13 protein-coding genes are annotated in these 14,058 nt (G+C 63.7%); 7 read left to right on the plus strand and 6 right to left on the minus strand.

Annotated features, from left to right (window positions below; genetic code table 11):
• Window positions 1-19: 19 nt before the first annotated feature.
• A complete protein-coding gene (gene xapA / locus CR103_RS02560) occupies window positions 20-892 on the minus strand; it encodes a xanthosine phosphorylase (protein ID WP_099914515.1) in 873 nt (290 codons plus the stop codon).
• A gap of 283 nt (window positions 893-1,175) precedes the next feature.
• Between xapA and CR103_RS02565 the strand changes: the two genes are divergently transcribed.
• The 7 genes from CR103_RS02565 to CR103_RS02595 all read left to right on the plus strand — a co-directional run bounded on the left by CR103_RS02565 (window position 1,176) and on the right by CR103_RS02595 (window position 9,136).
• Complete coding sequence (locus CR103_RS02565) at window positions 1,176-2,312, plus strand: carbohydrate kinase (RefSeq protein WP_370659411.1); 1,137 nt, start codon at window positions 1,176-1,178, stop codon at window positions 2,310-2,312.
• 2 nt (window positions 2,313-2,314) lie between these two features.
• The gene (locus tag CR103_RS02570; RefSeq protein ID WP_099914516.1) at window positions 2,315-3,253 is read left to right on the plus strand and encodes a pseudouridine-5'-phosphate glycosidase; all 939 of its coding nucleotides are present in this window, start codon (window positions 2,315-2,317) and stop codon (window positions 3,251-3,253) included.
• A 23-nt stretch (window positions 3,254-3,276) separates the two neighbouring features.
• Window positions 3,277-4,182: a LysR family transcriptional regulator gene (locus CR103_RS02575; RefSeq protein ID WP_099914448.1), complete on the plus strand. Its 906-nt coding sequence runs from the start codon at window positions 3,277-3,279 to the stop codon at window positions 4,180-4,182.
• Window positions 4,183-4,440: 258 nt separating this feature from the next.
• Entirely contained in the window at window positions 4,441-5,436 is a 996-nt protein-coding gene (locus CR103_RS02580) for a BMP family lipoprotein (RefSeq protein WP_099914449.1), read from the plus strand.
• Between the two features lie 116 nt (window positions 5,437-5,552).
• Window positions 5,553-7,082: an ABC transporter ATP-binding protein gene (locus tag CR103_RS02585; protein ID WP_099914450.1), complete on the plus strand. Its 1,530-nt coding sequence runs from the start codon at window positions 5,553-5,555 to the stop codon at window positions 7,080-7,082.
• Window positions 7,079-8,164, plus strand: coding sequence for an ABC transporter permease (locus tag CR103_RS02590; RefSeq protein ID WP_099914451.1), 1,086 nt, complete (start codon window positions 7,079-7,081; stop codon window positions 8,162-8,164). Before CR103_RS02585 ends, CR103_RS02590 begins: the two co-directional genes overlap by 4 nt.
• Window positions 8,165-8,167: 3 nt before the next feature.
• On the plus strand, window positions 8,168-9,136 hold the full coding sequence (locus tag CR103_RS02595; RefSeq protein ID WP_099914452.1) for an ABC transporter permease: 969 nt from the start codon (window positions 8,168-8,170) through the stop codon (window positions 9,134-9,136).
• 37 nt (window positions 9,137-9,173) lie between these two features.
• Here CR103_RS02595 and CR103_RS02600 read toward each other — a convergent pair whose 3' ends face one another.
• From CR103_RS02600 to CR103_RS02620, 5 genes are all read right to left on the minus strand, one after another.
• A complete protein-coding gene (locus CR103_RS02600) occupies window positions 9,174-10,103 on the minus strand; it encodes a DUF2306 domain-containing protein (RefSeq protein WP_218968439.1) in 930 nt (309 codons plus the stop codon).
• 57 nt (window positions 10,104-10,160) lie between these two features.
• A complete protein-coding gene (locus CR103_RS02605; RefSeq protein WP_099914454.1) occupies window positions 10,161-10,943 on the minus strand; it encodes a LytR/AlgR family response regulator transcription factor in 783 nt (260 codons plus the stop codon).
• Window positions 10,940-12,040 carry a sensor histidine kinase gene (locus CR103_RS02610; protein WP_218968440.1) on the minus strand — a complete coding sequence of 367 codons (1,101 nt, stop codon included), beginning with the start codon at window positions 12,038-12,040 and terminating at the stop codon, window positions 10,940-10,942. The genes CR103_RS02605 and CR103_RS02610 overlap by 4 nt, the downstream gene beginning before the upstream one ends.
• Before the next feature lie 76 nt (window positions 12,041-12,116).
• Complete coding sequence (locus CR103_RS02615; protein ID WP_099914455.1) at window positions 12,117-12,950, minus strand: MipA/OmpV family protein; 834 nt, start codon at window positions 12,948-12,950, stop codon at window positions 12,117-12,119.
• Window positions 12,951-12,953: 3 nt separating this feature from the next.
• Window positions 12,954-14,003, minus strand: coding sequence for a S1/P1 nuclease (locus CR103_RS02620; RefSeq protein WP_099914518.1), 1,050 nt, complete (start codon window positions 14,001-14,003; stop codon window positions 12,954-12,956).
• Window positions 14,004-14,058 lie beyond the last annotated feature (55 nt).

A 14,058-nucleotide genomic window follows, 5' to 3' on the forward strand; every position in this document is an offset into this window, starting at 1 on the left:
CTCGAAAAAAGTAGGTAGGTCAGGCGTTGGCGCGCGGCGAAGCGTCGCGCGGCGAAGCGTCGCTCGGCGTCTTCGCCAGGTCGGCCAGAAAAGCGAGGATCAGCTTGACGAGTTCCTTGGCGCCGATCGCGGCATACTTGAGGGTCTGTTCGTGCGATAGCGGAAACGGCGACATGCCTTCGGCCAGGTTGGTAATCACCGACACGCCCGTCACTTTCAGGCCGCAGTGGCGGGCCGAGACCACTTCGGGCACCACCGACATGCCGACGACGTCGGCGCCGAGCCGGGCCATCATGCGGATTTCGGCGGCGGTTTCGAAGTTCGGTCCCGGGTAGGCGACGAACACGCCCTGGTGCAAGGTGATGCCGTTGGCGGCGGCCGTTGCCAAAACCCGGTCGCGGATGTCGGCGTCGTAGCAATTGGCCATGCTGAAAAAGCGCGGCCCGAAGCGCTCGTCGTTCGGTCCGATCATCGGCGTGCCCGGCAACAGGTTGATATGGTCGGTCAGCGCGACCAGGCTGCCGGCGTCGACTTCAGGTCGCAGCGAACCGGCGGCGTTGGTCACGAACAGCATCTCGCAGCCGAGCAGCTTGATGGTGCGCACGGCCGACGTCATCACGCCCATGCCGTAGCCTTCGTAGAAGTGGCCGCGCCCCTTCATGCACACCACGTCGACGCCGGCCAGGGTGCCGGCCACCAGTTCGCCGGCGTGGCCGTGCACGGTGGAGATCGGAAAACCCGGCAGTTCGTCGAAACCGATGGTCACTGCGTCCGTCATCTGCTCGGCCAACACGCCCAGTCCGGAACCGAGGATCAACGCCACGCGCGGCGCGAAACCAGGTTTGCGCGCGCGGATCAGGTCGGCCGCTTCGAAGGGAGTGTTGTTGGACATGCTGGTTCCTTGTTGGGTAAGAATGATCGTGGTATCGGCGGCCGGCGTGAAATTTTTATTGCTAACCACCTTTTACTACTATGCATTAATTCGAATATGTATGGCAAATACCAATTTTCTTTGCCATTTAGAGCTTTATAGTATAAATGCTCTGTGAAACTGTAAATGGTGCATGACGATCTTTTCCAGCGCACAGAGCGAACAGCCGGGATCGATTGACACTTTGAAAACAACTGTTTACGATCAAAGACAATTGTTTACCGGATAGTGCCAAGTGAGTGATGTGTCGAAAAAAGAACAGCTCTATCAACTGATTTGTGCGGATCCTTTCATTTCCCAGCAGGACCTGGCGGCCCGCTTGCGCCTGTCGCGCTCGGCGGTGGCCGGCCATGTCGCCGGCCTGATCCGCGACGGCCGCCTGCTCGGGCGCGCCTACGTCATCCCAAGCCTGCGCCCGATCGCCTGCATCGGCGCGGCCAACCTGGACCGCAAACTGCGTTCGCTGGCAACGCTGACGATGGGCACTTCCAATCCCGCGCGCCAGGACGAATCGTTTGGTGGCGTGGCGCGCAACATCGCCGAAAACCTGGCACGCCTTGGCGCCCCCGTCAGCCTGACGACGGCGATCGGCGACGACGCGTCGGGCCGCGCGCTGCTGGCCCACGCCGAGGCGGCCGGCATCGACATGCGCCACACCCTCAAACTCGACAACGCCTGCAGTGGTACCTACACCGCGGTGCTCGACGAGCACGGCGAGATGATGCTGGCGCTGGCCGACATGGCGCTGTACGACCTGATCACGCCCGATGTGCTGGCCAATCGCCAGCCGCGCCGCGCTGCCCCGGCCTTGATCGTGGCCGACCTGAACCTGCCGCGCGAGACGCTGGCAATGCTGTTGGCCGAAAGCCGGCGCGAGCAAGCGCAAGCGCCGCTGGTGATGGTGGCGGTGTCGCAGCCGAAGATGGCGCGCCTGCCGATCGATCTGCGCGGGTTGCGTGTGCTGATCCTCAACCAGGGCGAACTCGAAACCCGGGTCGGTGCGCCGCTGCGCACCGACGCCGACTTCGCCGCCGCCTGCGCTGCCGTGCAGGAACAGGGCGCGCAGGACGTGATCGTCACGCGCGGCGCCGCCGGTGTACTGTTTACGCATGCCGGCGGCGTCAGGCATCTGGCCGCGCGGGATGCCGACGTGGTCGACGTCACCGGCGCCGGCGACGCTTTTGCGGCAGCCGTATGCTGGTCGCTGTTTCACGGCAGCGATGACCTTGAACTGGCATGCCGGCGCGGGCTGAAGCTCTCCGCCATCACGCTCGGTTGCGCGGCAACGGTCTGCCCGTGGCTACGCGCCGACAGCCTCGACGGGATCGACGACGAGGCCCACACCCCGGGCACCGATTTCAACACCCTCTACCAGGAATGACCATGCAGCAGTTTCTCTTGTTCTCTCCCGAAGTCGCCGCCGCGCGCGCCGCCGGCAAACCGGTGGTGGCCCTCGAATCGACCATTATTTCGCATGGCATGCCGTATCCACAGAACGTGACGATGGCGCGCGAAGTCGAACAAGTCATCCGCGACGCCGGCGCCGTGCCGGCGACGATCGCCATCATCAAAGGCAAGATCTGCATTGGCCTGTCAAACCAGCAGCTCGAACTGCTGGGCACCGCGCCGGACGCGATGAAGGTAAGCCGGCGCGACCTGCCGTTCGTCGTCGCCACCGGCCGGCTCGGCGCCACCACCGTGGCCGCCACCATGATCTGCGCGGCGCTGGCCGGCGTCAACGTGTTCGTCACCGGCGGCATTGGCGGCGTGCACCGTGGCGCCGCGACCAGCTTCGACATCTCGGCCGACCTGCAAGAACTGGCGCACACCAGCGTGGCGGTGGTGTGCGCCGGCGTCAAGTCGATCCTCGACATCGGCCTCACGCTCGAGTACCTCGAGACACACGGCGTGCCAGTGATCAGCGTCGGCCAGGCCGGTTTCCCGGCCTTTTTTACGCGCGAGAGCGGCTTCGATGCCGACTTCCGCTGCGACAGCGCGCTCGAGCAGGCCGGGTTCATCCACGCCAAGTGGGCGCTGGGATTGGCTGGCGGCGTCGTCGTCGCCAATCCGGTGCCGGCCGCGTTTGCGATGGAAAAGGAAGAAATCGACCGTATTACCAGCCAGGCCCTGTTTGAAGCGGAGCAGCACGGCGTGACGGGCAAGGCGGTGACGCCGTTCCTGCTTGGCCGGATCAAGGAGCTGACCGGCGGGCGCAGCTTAGCCACCAACATCGCCCTGGTCAAACACAACGCGCTGGTCGGCGCGCACCTGGCGCTGGCGTTGCAGCAGTTACCCGGCCTGCCCGGCCTGACCCCGCTCTGACCGCGATCTGACTGAAAAACGCCATGTCCATCGACCTGAAACAGCTGAAGTACTTCCTCGCCGTCGCGGAAGAAAAGAGCTTCTCGCGCGCGGCCGAACGGCTGCATATTTCGCAGCCGCCGCTGAGCCAGCAGATCATGAAGCTCGAGAGCGAGCTGGGAGTCAAACTGTTCGCCCGCACCACCCGCACGTTCGAACTGACGGTGGCCGGCAAGGCGCTGATGGTGGAGGCATCCGAACTGCTGGCCAAGATGCGCATGACGATCGACACCATCCGCCAGATCGACCGCGGCGAAGTAGGCCGGCTGCGGGTCGGCATCGTCGGCTCGGCGATGTGGGGACCGATTCCGAGCCTGCTCGAACAGTTCCAGACCAAATTCCCGCGCGTGACGTGGACGCTGCACGAGGCCGGGCCGAACGTGCAGTACGAAGCGCTGCGCGCCAAGCAGATCGACGTCGGTTTCTGGCGCGAACCGAAGCTGGGCGATGACGAACTCAAGCATGACAACCTGCGCCAGGAGCTGTGCTTTCGCGAGAACGTCTGCGTCGCCGTCAACGAACACCATCGGCTCGCCAGCAAGGGTTACGTCGAACTGACCGACCTTGCCGACCAGCCGATGCTGACGCTGGCGCTGGACAAGTCGGCCTTCCCGCGCTACCTGATCCAGTGCTGCGTCGACGCGGGTTTTCAGCCGACCATTTTCCAGGAAGCGTCCGAGCCGCAGACCTTGCTGGCGATGGTCGGCGCCGGCCTCGGCGTCGCCCTCATGCCCGAGACCACCAGCCGGATCGGCTGGCCAGGGGTGATCTTTTTGCCGATCAAGACCAACCCGCCGTCGGCCAACCTGTACATCGCCTACACGGCCCAGGACGACGCGCCCGTGGTGCGCGCTTTCCTCAATATACTCAACCCCGCCGCTGCCGAATAATTGGGGTCGGCAAGATATATACTGTAAAAATATAAATCATTAAGAAAAAACGTATTTGCCATACATATTAATCGTCACGCATAGTTGAAAGAATCCGATCGATACAATTGGTAACGACCTGCCGCCTGTCGGTCTGACACAATGCGGGCACGGGAATGCTGAACTGGAGAGTTCGCCTGTTTAGTTTTGATTAAGCTACACCGCCCCTCCCAACTCAGCCGTTGCGCCGGGTACAATATCGATATTCCAGGAGCGTCCATGAAACTCAAGCAACTCAGTATCACGATCGCGGCGCTGTGCGTCGCGGCCAGCGCCGTGGCGGCCGATCCGAAACTGGCTATCGTCTACGACGCCGGCGGCAAGTTCGACAAATCGTTCAATCAGTCGGCCTTCGAGGGCGCCAACCGCTTCAAGGCTGAAACAAAAATCGGCTATATCGAAGTCCAGGCCAGCAGCGATACGCAGGCCGAGCAGGTGCTGCGCGGCCTGGCGCGCAAGAAGCTCGATTTGATCGCGGCGATCGGCTTTTCCCAGACCCAGGCAGTGCAAAAGGTCGCGGCCGAATTCCCGAACGTGAAGTTCGTGCTGATCGACAGCATCGCCAAGGGTCCGAACATCAACTCGGTGCTGTTCCGCGAGGAAGAAGGCTCCTACCTGGTCGGCGTGGCCGCCTCGATGGCGTCGAAATCGAAAAAGCTCGGCTTCGTCGGCGGCATGGACATCCCGCTGATCCGCGCCTTCGCCTGCGGCTACAGCCAGGGCGCGAAAGCGAACAACGCGAAAGTGGATGTGCTGCAGAACATGGTGGGCACCACCAGCGCCGCCTGGAACGATCCGGCCAAGGGCGGCGAACTGGCGCGCGCGCAGTTCGACCGCGGCGTCGACGTGGTGTTCGCGGTGGCCGGCGGTTCCGGCATGGGCACGCTGCAGACGGCCAAGGAAAAAGGCAAGCTGGCCATCGGTGTCGACTCGAACCAGAACCACCTCCATCCGGGCACCATGCTGACCTCGATGGTCAAGCGGGTCGACGGCGCCGTCTACGACTCCTTCATGGCGGTCAAGAACGGTACGTGGAAGCCGGGCGTGAGCTACCGCGGCCTGAAAGAAGGCGGCGTCGACTGGGTGATCGACAAGGACAACCGCAGCGTAGTGTCGCCCGACATCGAGAAGAAGGTCAACGAAGCGAAGGCCGCCATCATCAGCGGCAAGATCAAGGTCATCGATTACCGCGTTGGCAGCAGCTGCCCGGTCTGATCTTTTCGGCTTTCGACAGCATCATAAAAAAGCGCGCCGCACCGGGCTTCCGGTGCGGCGCGCTTTTAAGCTCACCATCAACTTCATTTGACTACCACCTCACCTACTGATTCGCTATGCAGCCAGCCGTAGAATTTCGCAACATATGCAAGGCCTTCGGCCCGGTGCAGGCGAACGCCGACGTCAGCTTTACCATCGCCAAGGGGTCGATCCATGGCGTGATCGGCGAAAACGGCGCCGGCAAGTCGACCCTGATGAGCATCCTGTACGGCTACTACAATGCCGACAGCGGCCAGTTGCTGGTCGACGGCGAGGCGCGCTCGATCCGCACCAGCCACGAGGCGATCGCGCTCGGCATCGGCATGGTGCATCAGCACTTCATGCTGGTCGAGAACATGACGGTGCTGGACAACGTCATGCTCGGCGCCGAAGGCGGTTTCCGCCTGGCCTTGCAACGCGCCGCCATCGAGGCCAAGCTGCGCGACATCTGCACCCGCTACCGGCTCGACGTCGATCCGCTGGCGACCATCCACGACCTGTCGGTCGGCGCCCAGCAGCGCGTCGAAATCCTCAAGCAGATCTACCGCAGCGCGAATATCCTGATCCTCGACGAGCCGACAGCGGTGCTGACGGCGCAGGAAACGGCGTCGCTGTTCGAGATCCTGCGCCTGTTCAAGGAGCAGGGCAAGACCATCATCCTGATCACCCACAAGTTAGGCGAGATCCTCGACATCACCGACCAGGTGACGGTGATGCGCGCCGGCCGCGTGGTCGGCGCCGTCGCCACCGCCACCACGTCGAAAGAACAACTGGCCACCATGATGGTCGGCCGGCCGATCGAGGGCGAACTGCCGCGCGCGCCGTTCAAGCCGGGCGCCGCGGTGCTCAAGGTCGAGAAACTGCAGCTGATCGACAAGGCTGGCGTGCGCCTGCTGGCCGACGTCGGTTTTACCTTGCGCGCCGGTGAAATCGTGGCCATTGCCGGCGTCTCCGGCAACGGCCAGAGCGAGCTGCTCGAGATCCTGTCGGGCATGCGCCTGCCGACGTCGGGCCAGGTCGAGGTGCTGGGCAAGGCGCTGCCGTTCGCCGGCAGGGTCGATGCCGACGGCCTGCCGGCCACCTTCCGCAAGCTGGGCATCGGCCACGTGCCGGAAGACCGCCTGCGCGACGGCGTGATCAAGGATTTCTCGGTCATGCAAAACACCGTGTTCGGCTACCAGGACCGGGTTCGCAACCGTTGGGGGCTGTTCGACTTCGCCGCCATCGCCCAACGCTGCGCGCACCTGCTGACGGCGTTCGACGTGCGCCCGGCGAATCCGGACATCCGCATTGGCCTGCTTTCAGGCGGCAACCAGCAGAAGGTAGTGATCGCGCGCGAAGTGTCGGCCGCGCCAAAACTGATGCTGGTCGGCCAGCCGACCCGTGGGGTCGACATCGGCACCATCGAGAGCATCCACAAGCAATTACTGAAAATGCGCGACGAAGGCGTCGCGATCCTGCTGGTGTCGGTCGAACTGGAGGAAGTGCGGGCGCTGGCCGACCGCATCATCGTCATGTCGGGCGGGCGCATCACCGGCGAACTGAACATCGAAGAATTCGACACCACCCGCCTTGGCCTGTTGATGGGCGGGATGCATACATCATGAAAACGACCGAACTCCCACGCTGGGCCACCGCACTGGTGCTGCCCGTCCTGAACCTGGTATCGGCGCTGCTGGTCGCCGCGCTGGTAATCCACCTGCTTGGCGAAAGCCCGGTCGAATCGATGACGATTTTGATCAACAGCGCCATCATCAATCCGGAAGGTTTGTCGTACACGCTGTTCTATGCCTCGACCTTCATCTTCACCGGGCTGTCGGTATCGATCGCGATGAAGGCGGGCCTGTTCAACATTGGCAGCGAAGGCCAGATGTATCTCGGCGGCCTTGGCCTGACGCTGGCGATGCTGGCGTTCGACGCGTCGCTGCCGGCATGGCTCCTGATTCCCGCCGCTATGCTGGGGGCCTCGCTGTTCGGCGCCTTGTGGGCCTTCATTCCCGGCTACCTGCAGGCGAAACGCGGCAGCCACGTGGTGGTCACCACCATCATGTTCAACTTCATCGCCGCCAGCCTGATGAATTTCATCATCGTCAAATACCTGATTCCCGAGGGCCAGCAAAATCCGGCCAGCCGCGTGTCCGCCGATGCTGGTGCGATGCCGCGCCTGAACGCGTGGTTTCCGGTGCTGGGCGACACGCCGCTCAACGTCAGCTTCCTGCTGGCCATCGTGGCGCTGGTCATTTATGGCGTCATGGTGTGGCGCTCGGCGTGGGGTTACCAGCTGCGCGCAACCGGCCTCAATCAGCACGCGGCGCATTACGCCGGCGTGTCGATCAACCGCACCATCATTGTCGCGATGCTGATCTCCGGCGCCCTCGCCGGCTTGGCCGCCGTCAATTCGATCATGGGTTCGACCCACTACCTGTCGCTCAATTTCCCGGCCGGCGCCGGCTTTGTCGGCATCGCCATCGCGCTGATGGGGCGCCAGCACCCGGTCGGCATCTTCCTGTCGGCGGTGCTGTTCGGCGCGCTGATCCAGGGCGGCTTCGACCTGTCGCTGGAAAAACCGAACATCCCGCAGGAAACCTTCATTTTCATCCAGGGTTTGATCATCCTGTTCTGCGGCGCGATGGAAAATTTTTACGGCCCCGCCGTCCTCAAGCTGATCAACCTGCGCCGGAAGGGATAAGCCATGTTCGAAGACCTGCATTTAGCCAGCATCGTGGTGGCGACCATCCGCAGCGCGCCGGTATTGATCTTCGCCGCGTTGGCCGGCCTGTTCGCCGAACGCAGCGGCGTGATCGACCTGGCGCTCGAGGGCAAGATCCTGGCCAGCGCGTTCGCCTCGGCGGCGGTCGCCTACACGACGCAAAACCCGTGGTATGGCGTCGCCGCCGGCCTGGCCGTGTCGGCCACGCTGGCGCTGCTGCAGGGGTATGTCAGCATCACGCAAAAAGGCAACCAGCTGGTGGCCGGCATTGCGATTAACATCGCCGTGAGCGGGCTGACGTTCGTGCTGGCGCAGTTCTTTTACCAGCAGGGCGGGCGCACGCCGGACCTCGGCGGTGCCCGCCTGTTCGACATCGTCCTGCCCGGCACCGCCGCGCTGGCAAACGTCCCCTTCATCGGCTGGTTCTACGGCCACGTGATTGGCGGCCATTCGGTGCTGGTGTACCTGGCGTTCGCCCTGATCCCGCTGGTGCACTGGGTCGTCTACCACAGCCGATTCGGCCTGCGCCTGCGCGCCTGCGGCGAAAACCCGCACGCGGCCGACGCTGCCGGCGTCAACGTCGTAGCGACGCGTTACATGGCGATGCTGATCGCCGGCGTACTGTGTTCGTTTTCGGGCGCCTACCTGGCGATCGTGCAAAGCGGCTTCTTCTTGCGCGACATGTCGGCCGGCGCCGGCTACCTTGCCCTCGCCGCCCTCGTGTTCGGCAACTGGCGGCCAATCCATACAGCGCTCGGCTGCGTCATGTTCGGCTTCTTTTCGGCGGTGCAGATTCAAATGGAGGGCGTCGACCTGCCGGGCGTGGGCCGCATCCCCGGCTCGCTGATCCAGATGATCCCGTACGTCGTCACCGTCATCGTGCTGGCCGGCCTGATGGCCAAGTCGGTGGCGCCGAAATCGATCGGCAAACCGTTCGTCAAGTCGCGCTGAGCGCAGCATGGACGCGGTGGAGGTGATGCGCGGCAAATCACAGCATCTTCGGTAGCCACATTCCCATCGTCGCGACCGCGATACCGACCGCCATGGCGCCGGTGAGCGCAAACACCAGGCCGGCTGCCGATATCCGCGCGGCCGGCCGCGCGCTGCTTTTCGCAAAAAAGTACAACTCGAGCACCGCAAGCGGCAGGACGTACTGAAGCAAGCCGATAGCCACCAGTGCCGGCCCCTGGAACGTCGTTGGATCGAAGCCGGCCGGGCCGCCGTTGAGCGCAATCCAGAACATCAATATCACCCGAAAAAACCAGCTGCCGCTCACTACCAGGAACAGGCGAAGCGCCCAACGGCGGTGTTCGGCCAATCGGCGAGCCACTGCATGGCGCAGCGCAAACCAGGCTGCAATCAGGATAAGGACCGCATTGATGCTGATGGTGAGGTGCTGCAGGAAGCTGCCGTTCGCGCTGCGCGTCCATACGACAAACAGGCCGCTAATGCTGGCCACGACAACCGTGGCGATGTAGACACGGCCGTTCCAGCGATGAAAGCGCGGGAAGCCGGCCCGGATCTTCGCCATCAGTTGAAGCGGCCCGCCGATGGTTACAACCGCAGCAATCAGGACATGGATCGCGATAGCGATGTTGCCTAGCGTATCGCCCGGCACATGCCCGGTTGGCAGCACCTTGTTCCATGCCTGCATATTCCCCTGCAATGCCGAACTGGCATAGAACGACAGGATATAGAGGACGAAAATGAGCTGACCCGCGACCGCGACGACAAACCAGGTGGTTGCGGCAGCGCTGAGCGCCTTGCCCGAAAAAGCGGACAGCGCGCCGTGCGCGCGCTCTTTCGGCTTTGCGTGTAGTGAATTAACGGCGTTCGGGCTGGCGATTGTCATTTGATCCTCGAGAAGTTGCGGGAAGAGTGCAAGGTATCGGGACCGGCAATCGAATGACACTGCCATGCGACGAGTGACGGAAATCGCGTTGCGCGTTACGGCCTGTGCGTACAGGCCGCAGCCTTACATTTGCCGAAACAGGTGCAGGTAAGCCCGGCTGACCTTCAGCACGTCCTTGCGGCGTTTGAGATGAATATCGGCCGTTTCATTTGCACCGCGCAAAACGTGGCTGATCGCGTGCAGGTTGACGACGACCGAGCGATGCACCTGGACGAATTGGCCGGCGTCGAGCTGCGTAACCAGTTCACGTAACGGGGTTCGGATCAATGCTTCGGCCTGCATACCGTGACCGTCATGCCAGGCCACCAGGGTGTAGCGCTCGTCCGAGCGCAGGTAATCGATAGCGTCGACCGGAATCAAGTGCAGGGATTGCCCGACGCTGGCGCGAATCCAGCGCAAAGCGGCAGGCGCCGCGGCTGGACGCATGCGCTCCGCAAGCTGCTGCAACAACGCTTCGGTATTGAGCGCCGGCGCGGCCGTCTGCAGCCGCAGCTTGAGCCTGGCGACAGTGTCGTACAAGCGTTCCACCTCGACCGGTTTGACCAGATAGTCGAGCGCGCCCTCGGCGAATGCACGCACCGCATACTGATCGAAGGCTGTCACAAACACCAGGTGGGCGCGCCTGCCGATGGCGTGCGCGGCATCCATTCCCGACAGACCCGGCATGTGCACGTCGAGGAAACATACATCAGGTTTGAACTCTTCATACATGGCCACCGTTTCGCGCCCATTACGCGCAAGCGCGACGACGTGCAGTTCGGGCCAGACCCGCGCAAGCAGGCGCACCATGGTGTCGCGCAGCAGGGGTTCATCGTCTGCAATCAATGCGCTCGGCCGGCAGCTCATGGCATGCTCTTTTGTGCGGGGAACAGCAACTCGGCGCAGACCCCGTGCGGCCGGACTTCGGTGAGCTTGAGGCCGGTACCGGCGCCGAAGCTCAGTTGCAGCCGTTCGCGCAAGGTCGTCAGTCCGGTACCAAGGCCATGGCCGGTCTCTTGCAGGCCGACGCCGGTGTCGCTGACCAGCACGCGGCAGCGCTGTTGCCACAGCTGGACGTGGATCTCGATGCGGCCGCCTTCTTCGCTTGGATCGATTCCATGGCGCACCGCGTTTTCCACCAGTGTCAGCAGCGTAAGCGGCGGGCAGCGCATGGCGTTCGATTCCTCACAGGCATGGATGACATAGTCCAGCCGGTCTGGCATGCGCAGGTGCATCAGCTCGAGATAGGCACGCGCCAGCGCCAGCTCATCGCGCAGCGTGCTGAAGGGCTCGTCGAGCAGGGGAACTGCCGCGCGAAGATAGGCGATCAGCGTGCCCAGGACGTGCGACGCCTTTGGCGAACCGGTATCGACCAACGCCTGGACGTTCGCCAGCGTATTGAAAAGAAAATGCGGCTGGACCTGGGCCTGCAGAAGGCGCATGCGCGCTTCCAGCGCTTCGCGTTCGAGCTTGCTTCGCTCCAGCTCGAACGCCGATTGCTGGCCGCGCGCGAACGCCTCGCGCTGGCGAACGATGGCGCCAAGCGCTATCCATGGCGCGAAAAAAATGCCGATCAAGCTCAGGCTCGCAAGGCCCTTCACGCGCATCGTGTCTTGCAAAAATCCGAAACTGCCACCCGTACCGATCCAGTATGCCAGCAGTGCCGCAAATGGAATAGCCAGCACGACACCGATCAGTTGCAAGACCCAGCGGGCAAGCCAGGCCGGCAAATTGCGCGGCCATCGCTCGAGGATACAGAAGGCCAGCAAGGCACCCAGGCCAACCCCCCATGCGCGCTGCAATACCACCATGGTTGGAGAAACGGACGTCAGGCTGAGGACCAGGCCGAACAGGGTCGCGAAGCCCAAGGTGTATTTCAGCCGGCGGGCGAGCACGCGCACGCATTCTCGTGTAATAAAGTGCATTGCGTTGTGGATCATGTCGGCCCAAGGCTGGTGATGCATGACTGTAGCGCGGGGTGCGAGCCCCGGCAAGCTGCATCGGGTGAACGGATAAGCGGGGTCGCCGACGCTACGCCTCCTAGTCGGCGGCAAGCACGCTGGAACGGCCAAGCGTCCACGAAAAGCCGCCGCCGATCGATGTGCCGCTGTTTCTCCTCATCAAAGGGCTGTCGCGGTTGGCCGCGCCGGCATAGCTCTCGCCGCGCACGTAGCCGAACAGGCGCACGTCCTCGTTGAGCCGGTAGGACGCCGATAGTCCGGCGCGCGCCAGCATCAGGCCCGATCTGGCCCGGTACGCCGGCCGCGCGGCAGTCGCATACTGCGGCGCCACTTCGTAGAAATAGCGATTGATGCCGCCGTCGCCGACCACCAGGCCGACGCTGGCGTCGATGCTCCAGTCGCTGCCGATGTCGCGCGTTGCGTATGTCAGGCGCGGCTCGAACGTGGTGCCCTGGCGCCGCACGCCGCCGCGAAACTCCATCACGGCGCGCAGCGGCAAGTCGAGGCGCAAGCGGCTGGTCGGCGTCGGATTGGCCAACAAGACTTTTACGCGCGGCCCGAACTCGCCAAGGAAACCCAGGTCCGGCATGCCGGCGCGGGCGGCGCCGGCATTTGAGCGCGCCGGCAGCGAGGCGGCAAAGCCGATGTCCAGTTCGTAGCGCTCGCTGCGCAGCAGGCGCGCACCGATGCCGGACGCGTCCGAACGCAGCACCTTGCCCCGATAAATCAGGAACGGCGCCGCCAGCGCGCGCGAGGAGCGCTGATCGGCGCCGGGATAGGCCGGTCCCGACACGGCGCCGCCGACCAGGCCGGCCTCCCATAAGGGCAAGGCCGGGGCCGGGGCCGAGGCTTGCTGCGCGACGGCCGGCAGCATGAAAGTGAGCGTCAATGCGCCAAAAATGAGCGGGCGCATGGCTTAAGGCCAGATGGTTTGCAACAGCGCGGCGAGCTTGTAGCCGCCCTTGATCAGCTGCGTCTTGGCGATCGCTGAACTGGGCACCGGATAGTTGGCCGGCACTTCGAGGTTCCAGTTGTAATAGACGTCGCCCTTCTTGCTGGTCTGCCGGATGCCGGGGCCGGTAGTGACGCCGGCGTAGGCCAGCTTGGCGACCACCAGCACATCGTCGGCCCACTGGTACGGCCAGGTGGCCGGGTCGCCATTGTTTTTGCTGACCGCCGGCTTGCCGTCGATCACGGCCTGGGCGAATTTTTCCGGCGTGCGGGTGCTCATGCGGCGCATTGCGTAATCGACCGTGGTGCTGTCCCAGTACGAGTGGAACGGCTTGGTCAGCGCGCGCGGCACGCCTTCGCGCGGTTTCGGATTTTCGCCCGGGATGTGGCTTGCGCCCATGGCGGCGACCTTGTCGTCGTCCATCAGGAAGTTATTGCCGCCGCGCGAATCGAAGATCGCCACGGCGTCGATGTCGGTGTGCTTGTTGGGCACCACGAATTTGCCGTCCTTGCCAACGAAGGCGGCGCCGACGTGCAGCGGCTGGTGGATGTCGCCGGTCATATGGGCTACCAGCAGCAGCGCCTGGCGCTTCGAAAAGCCATGCGGGTTCAGCGCCGGGTCCAGCTTACCCTGCAAGACGGCGATGGCCTGCTTGAGCGTCTGCACGATGTCGTGATGCGTGGTGCCGACGTCGCCGTCGTGGTAATGGTCCTTCTGGAACGGCACGCCGGTGTAATGGTATTCGCTCGCCTTTGGATTGGCGCCGACGTAGGCCACCATCTCGGGGGTCTGCGGGCCGCACCAGTCGCCCTTGACGCAGTCGGCCCAGACCGAGACCGATTCGAGGCTTTCGCCGGGCAGCAGCAGCGCGCCGACCTGTTTCTCGGCGTTGCTGCCCTTGATCAGTTTGTCGGCGATGGCGCCGACGGCGCGGTGGCCGTCATTACCCCACGCGAGGGCGTCAAAGGACAGGAAGGCGCCGGTCAGGGCGATCACGCAAGCGAGTTTTTTCATGTTGGTTTTCCTTGAGTTTGAACCGTAGCGCTTGATCCGAGCCGGGGCATGCATC

Origin of the sequence: Massilia psychrophila, assembly GCF_002760665.1 — a bacterium.
Classification (GTDB): Bacteria; Pseudomonadota; Gammaproteobacteria; order Burkholderiales; family Burkholderiaceae_D; genus JAFCUW01.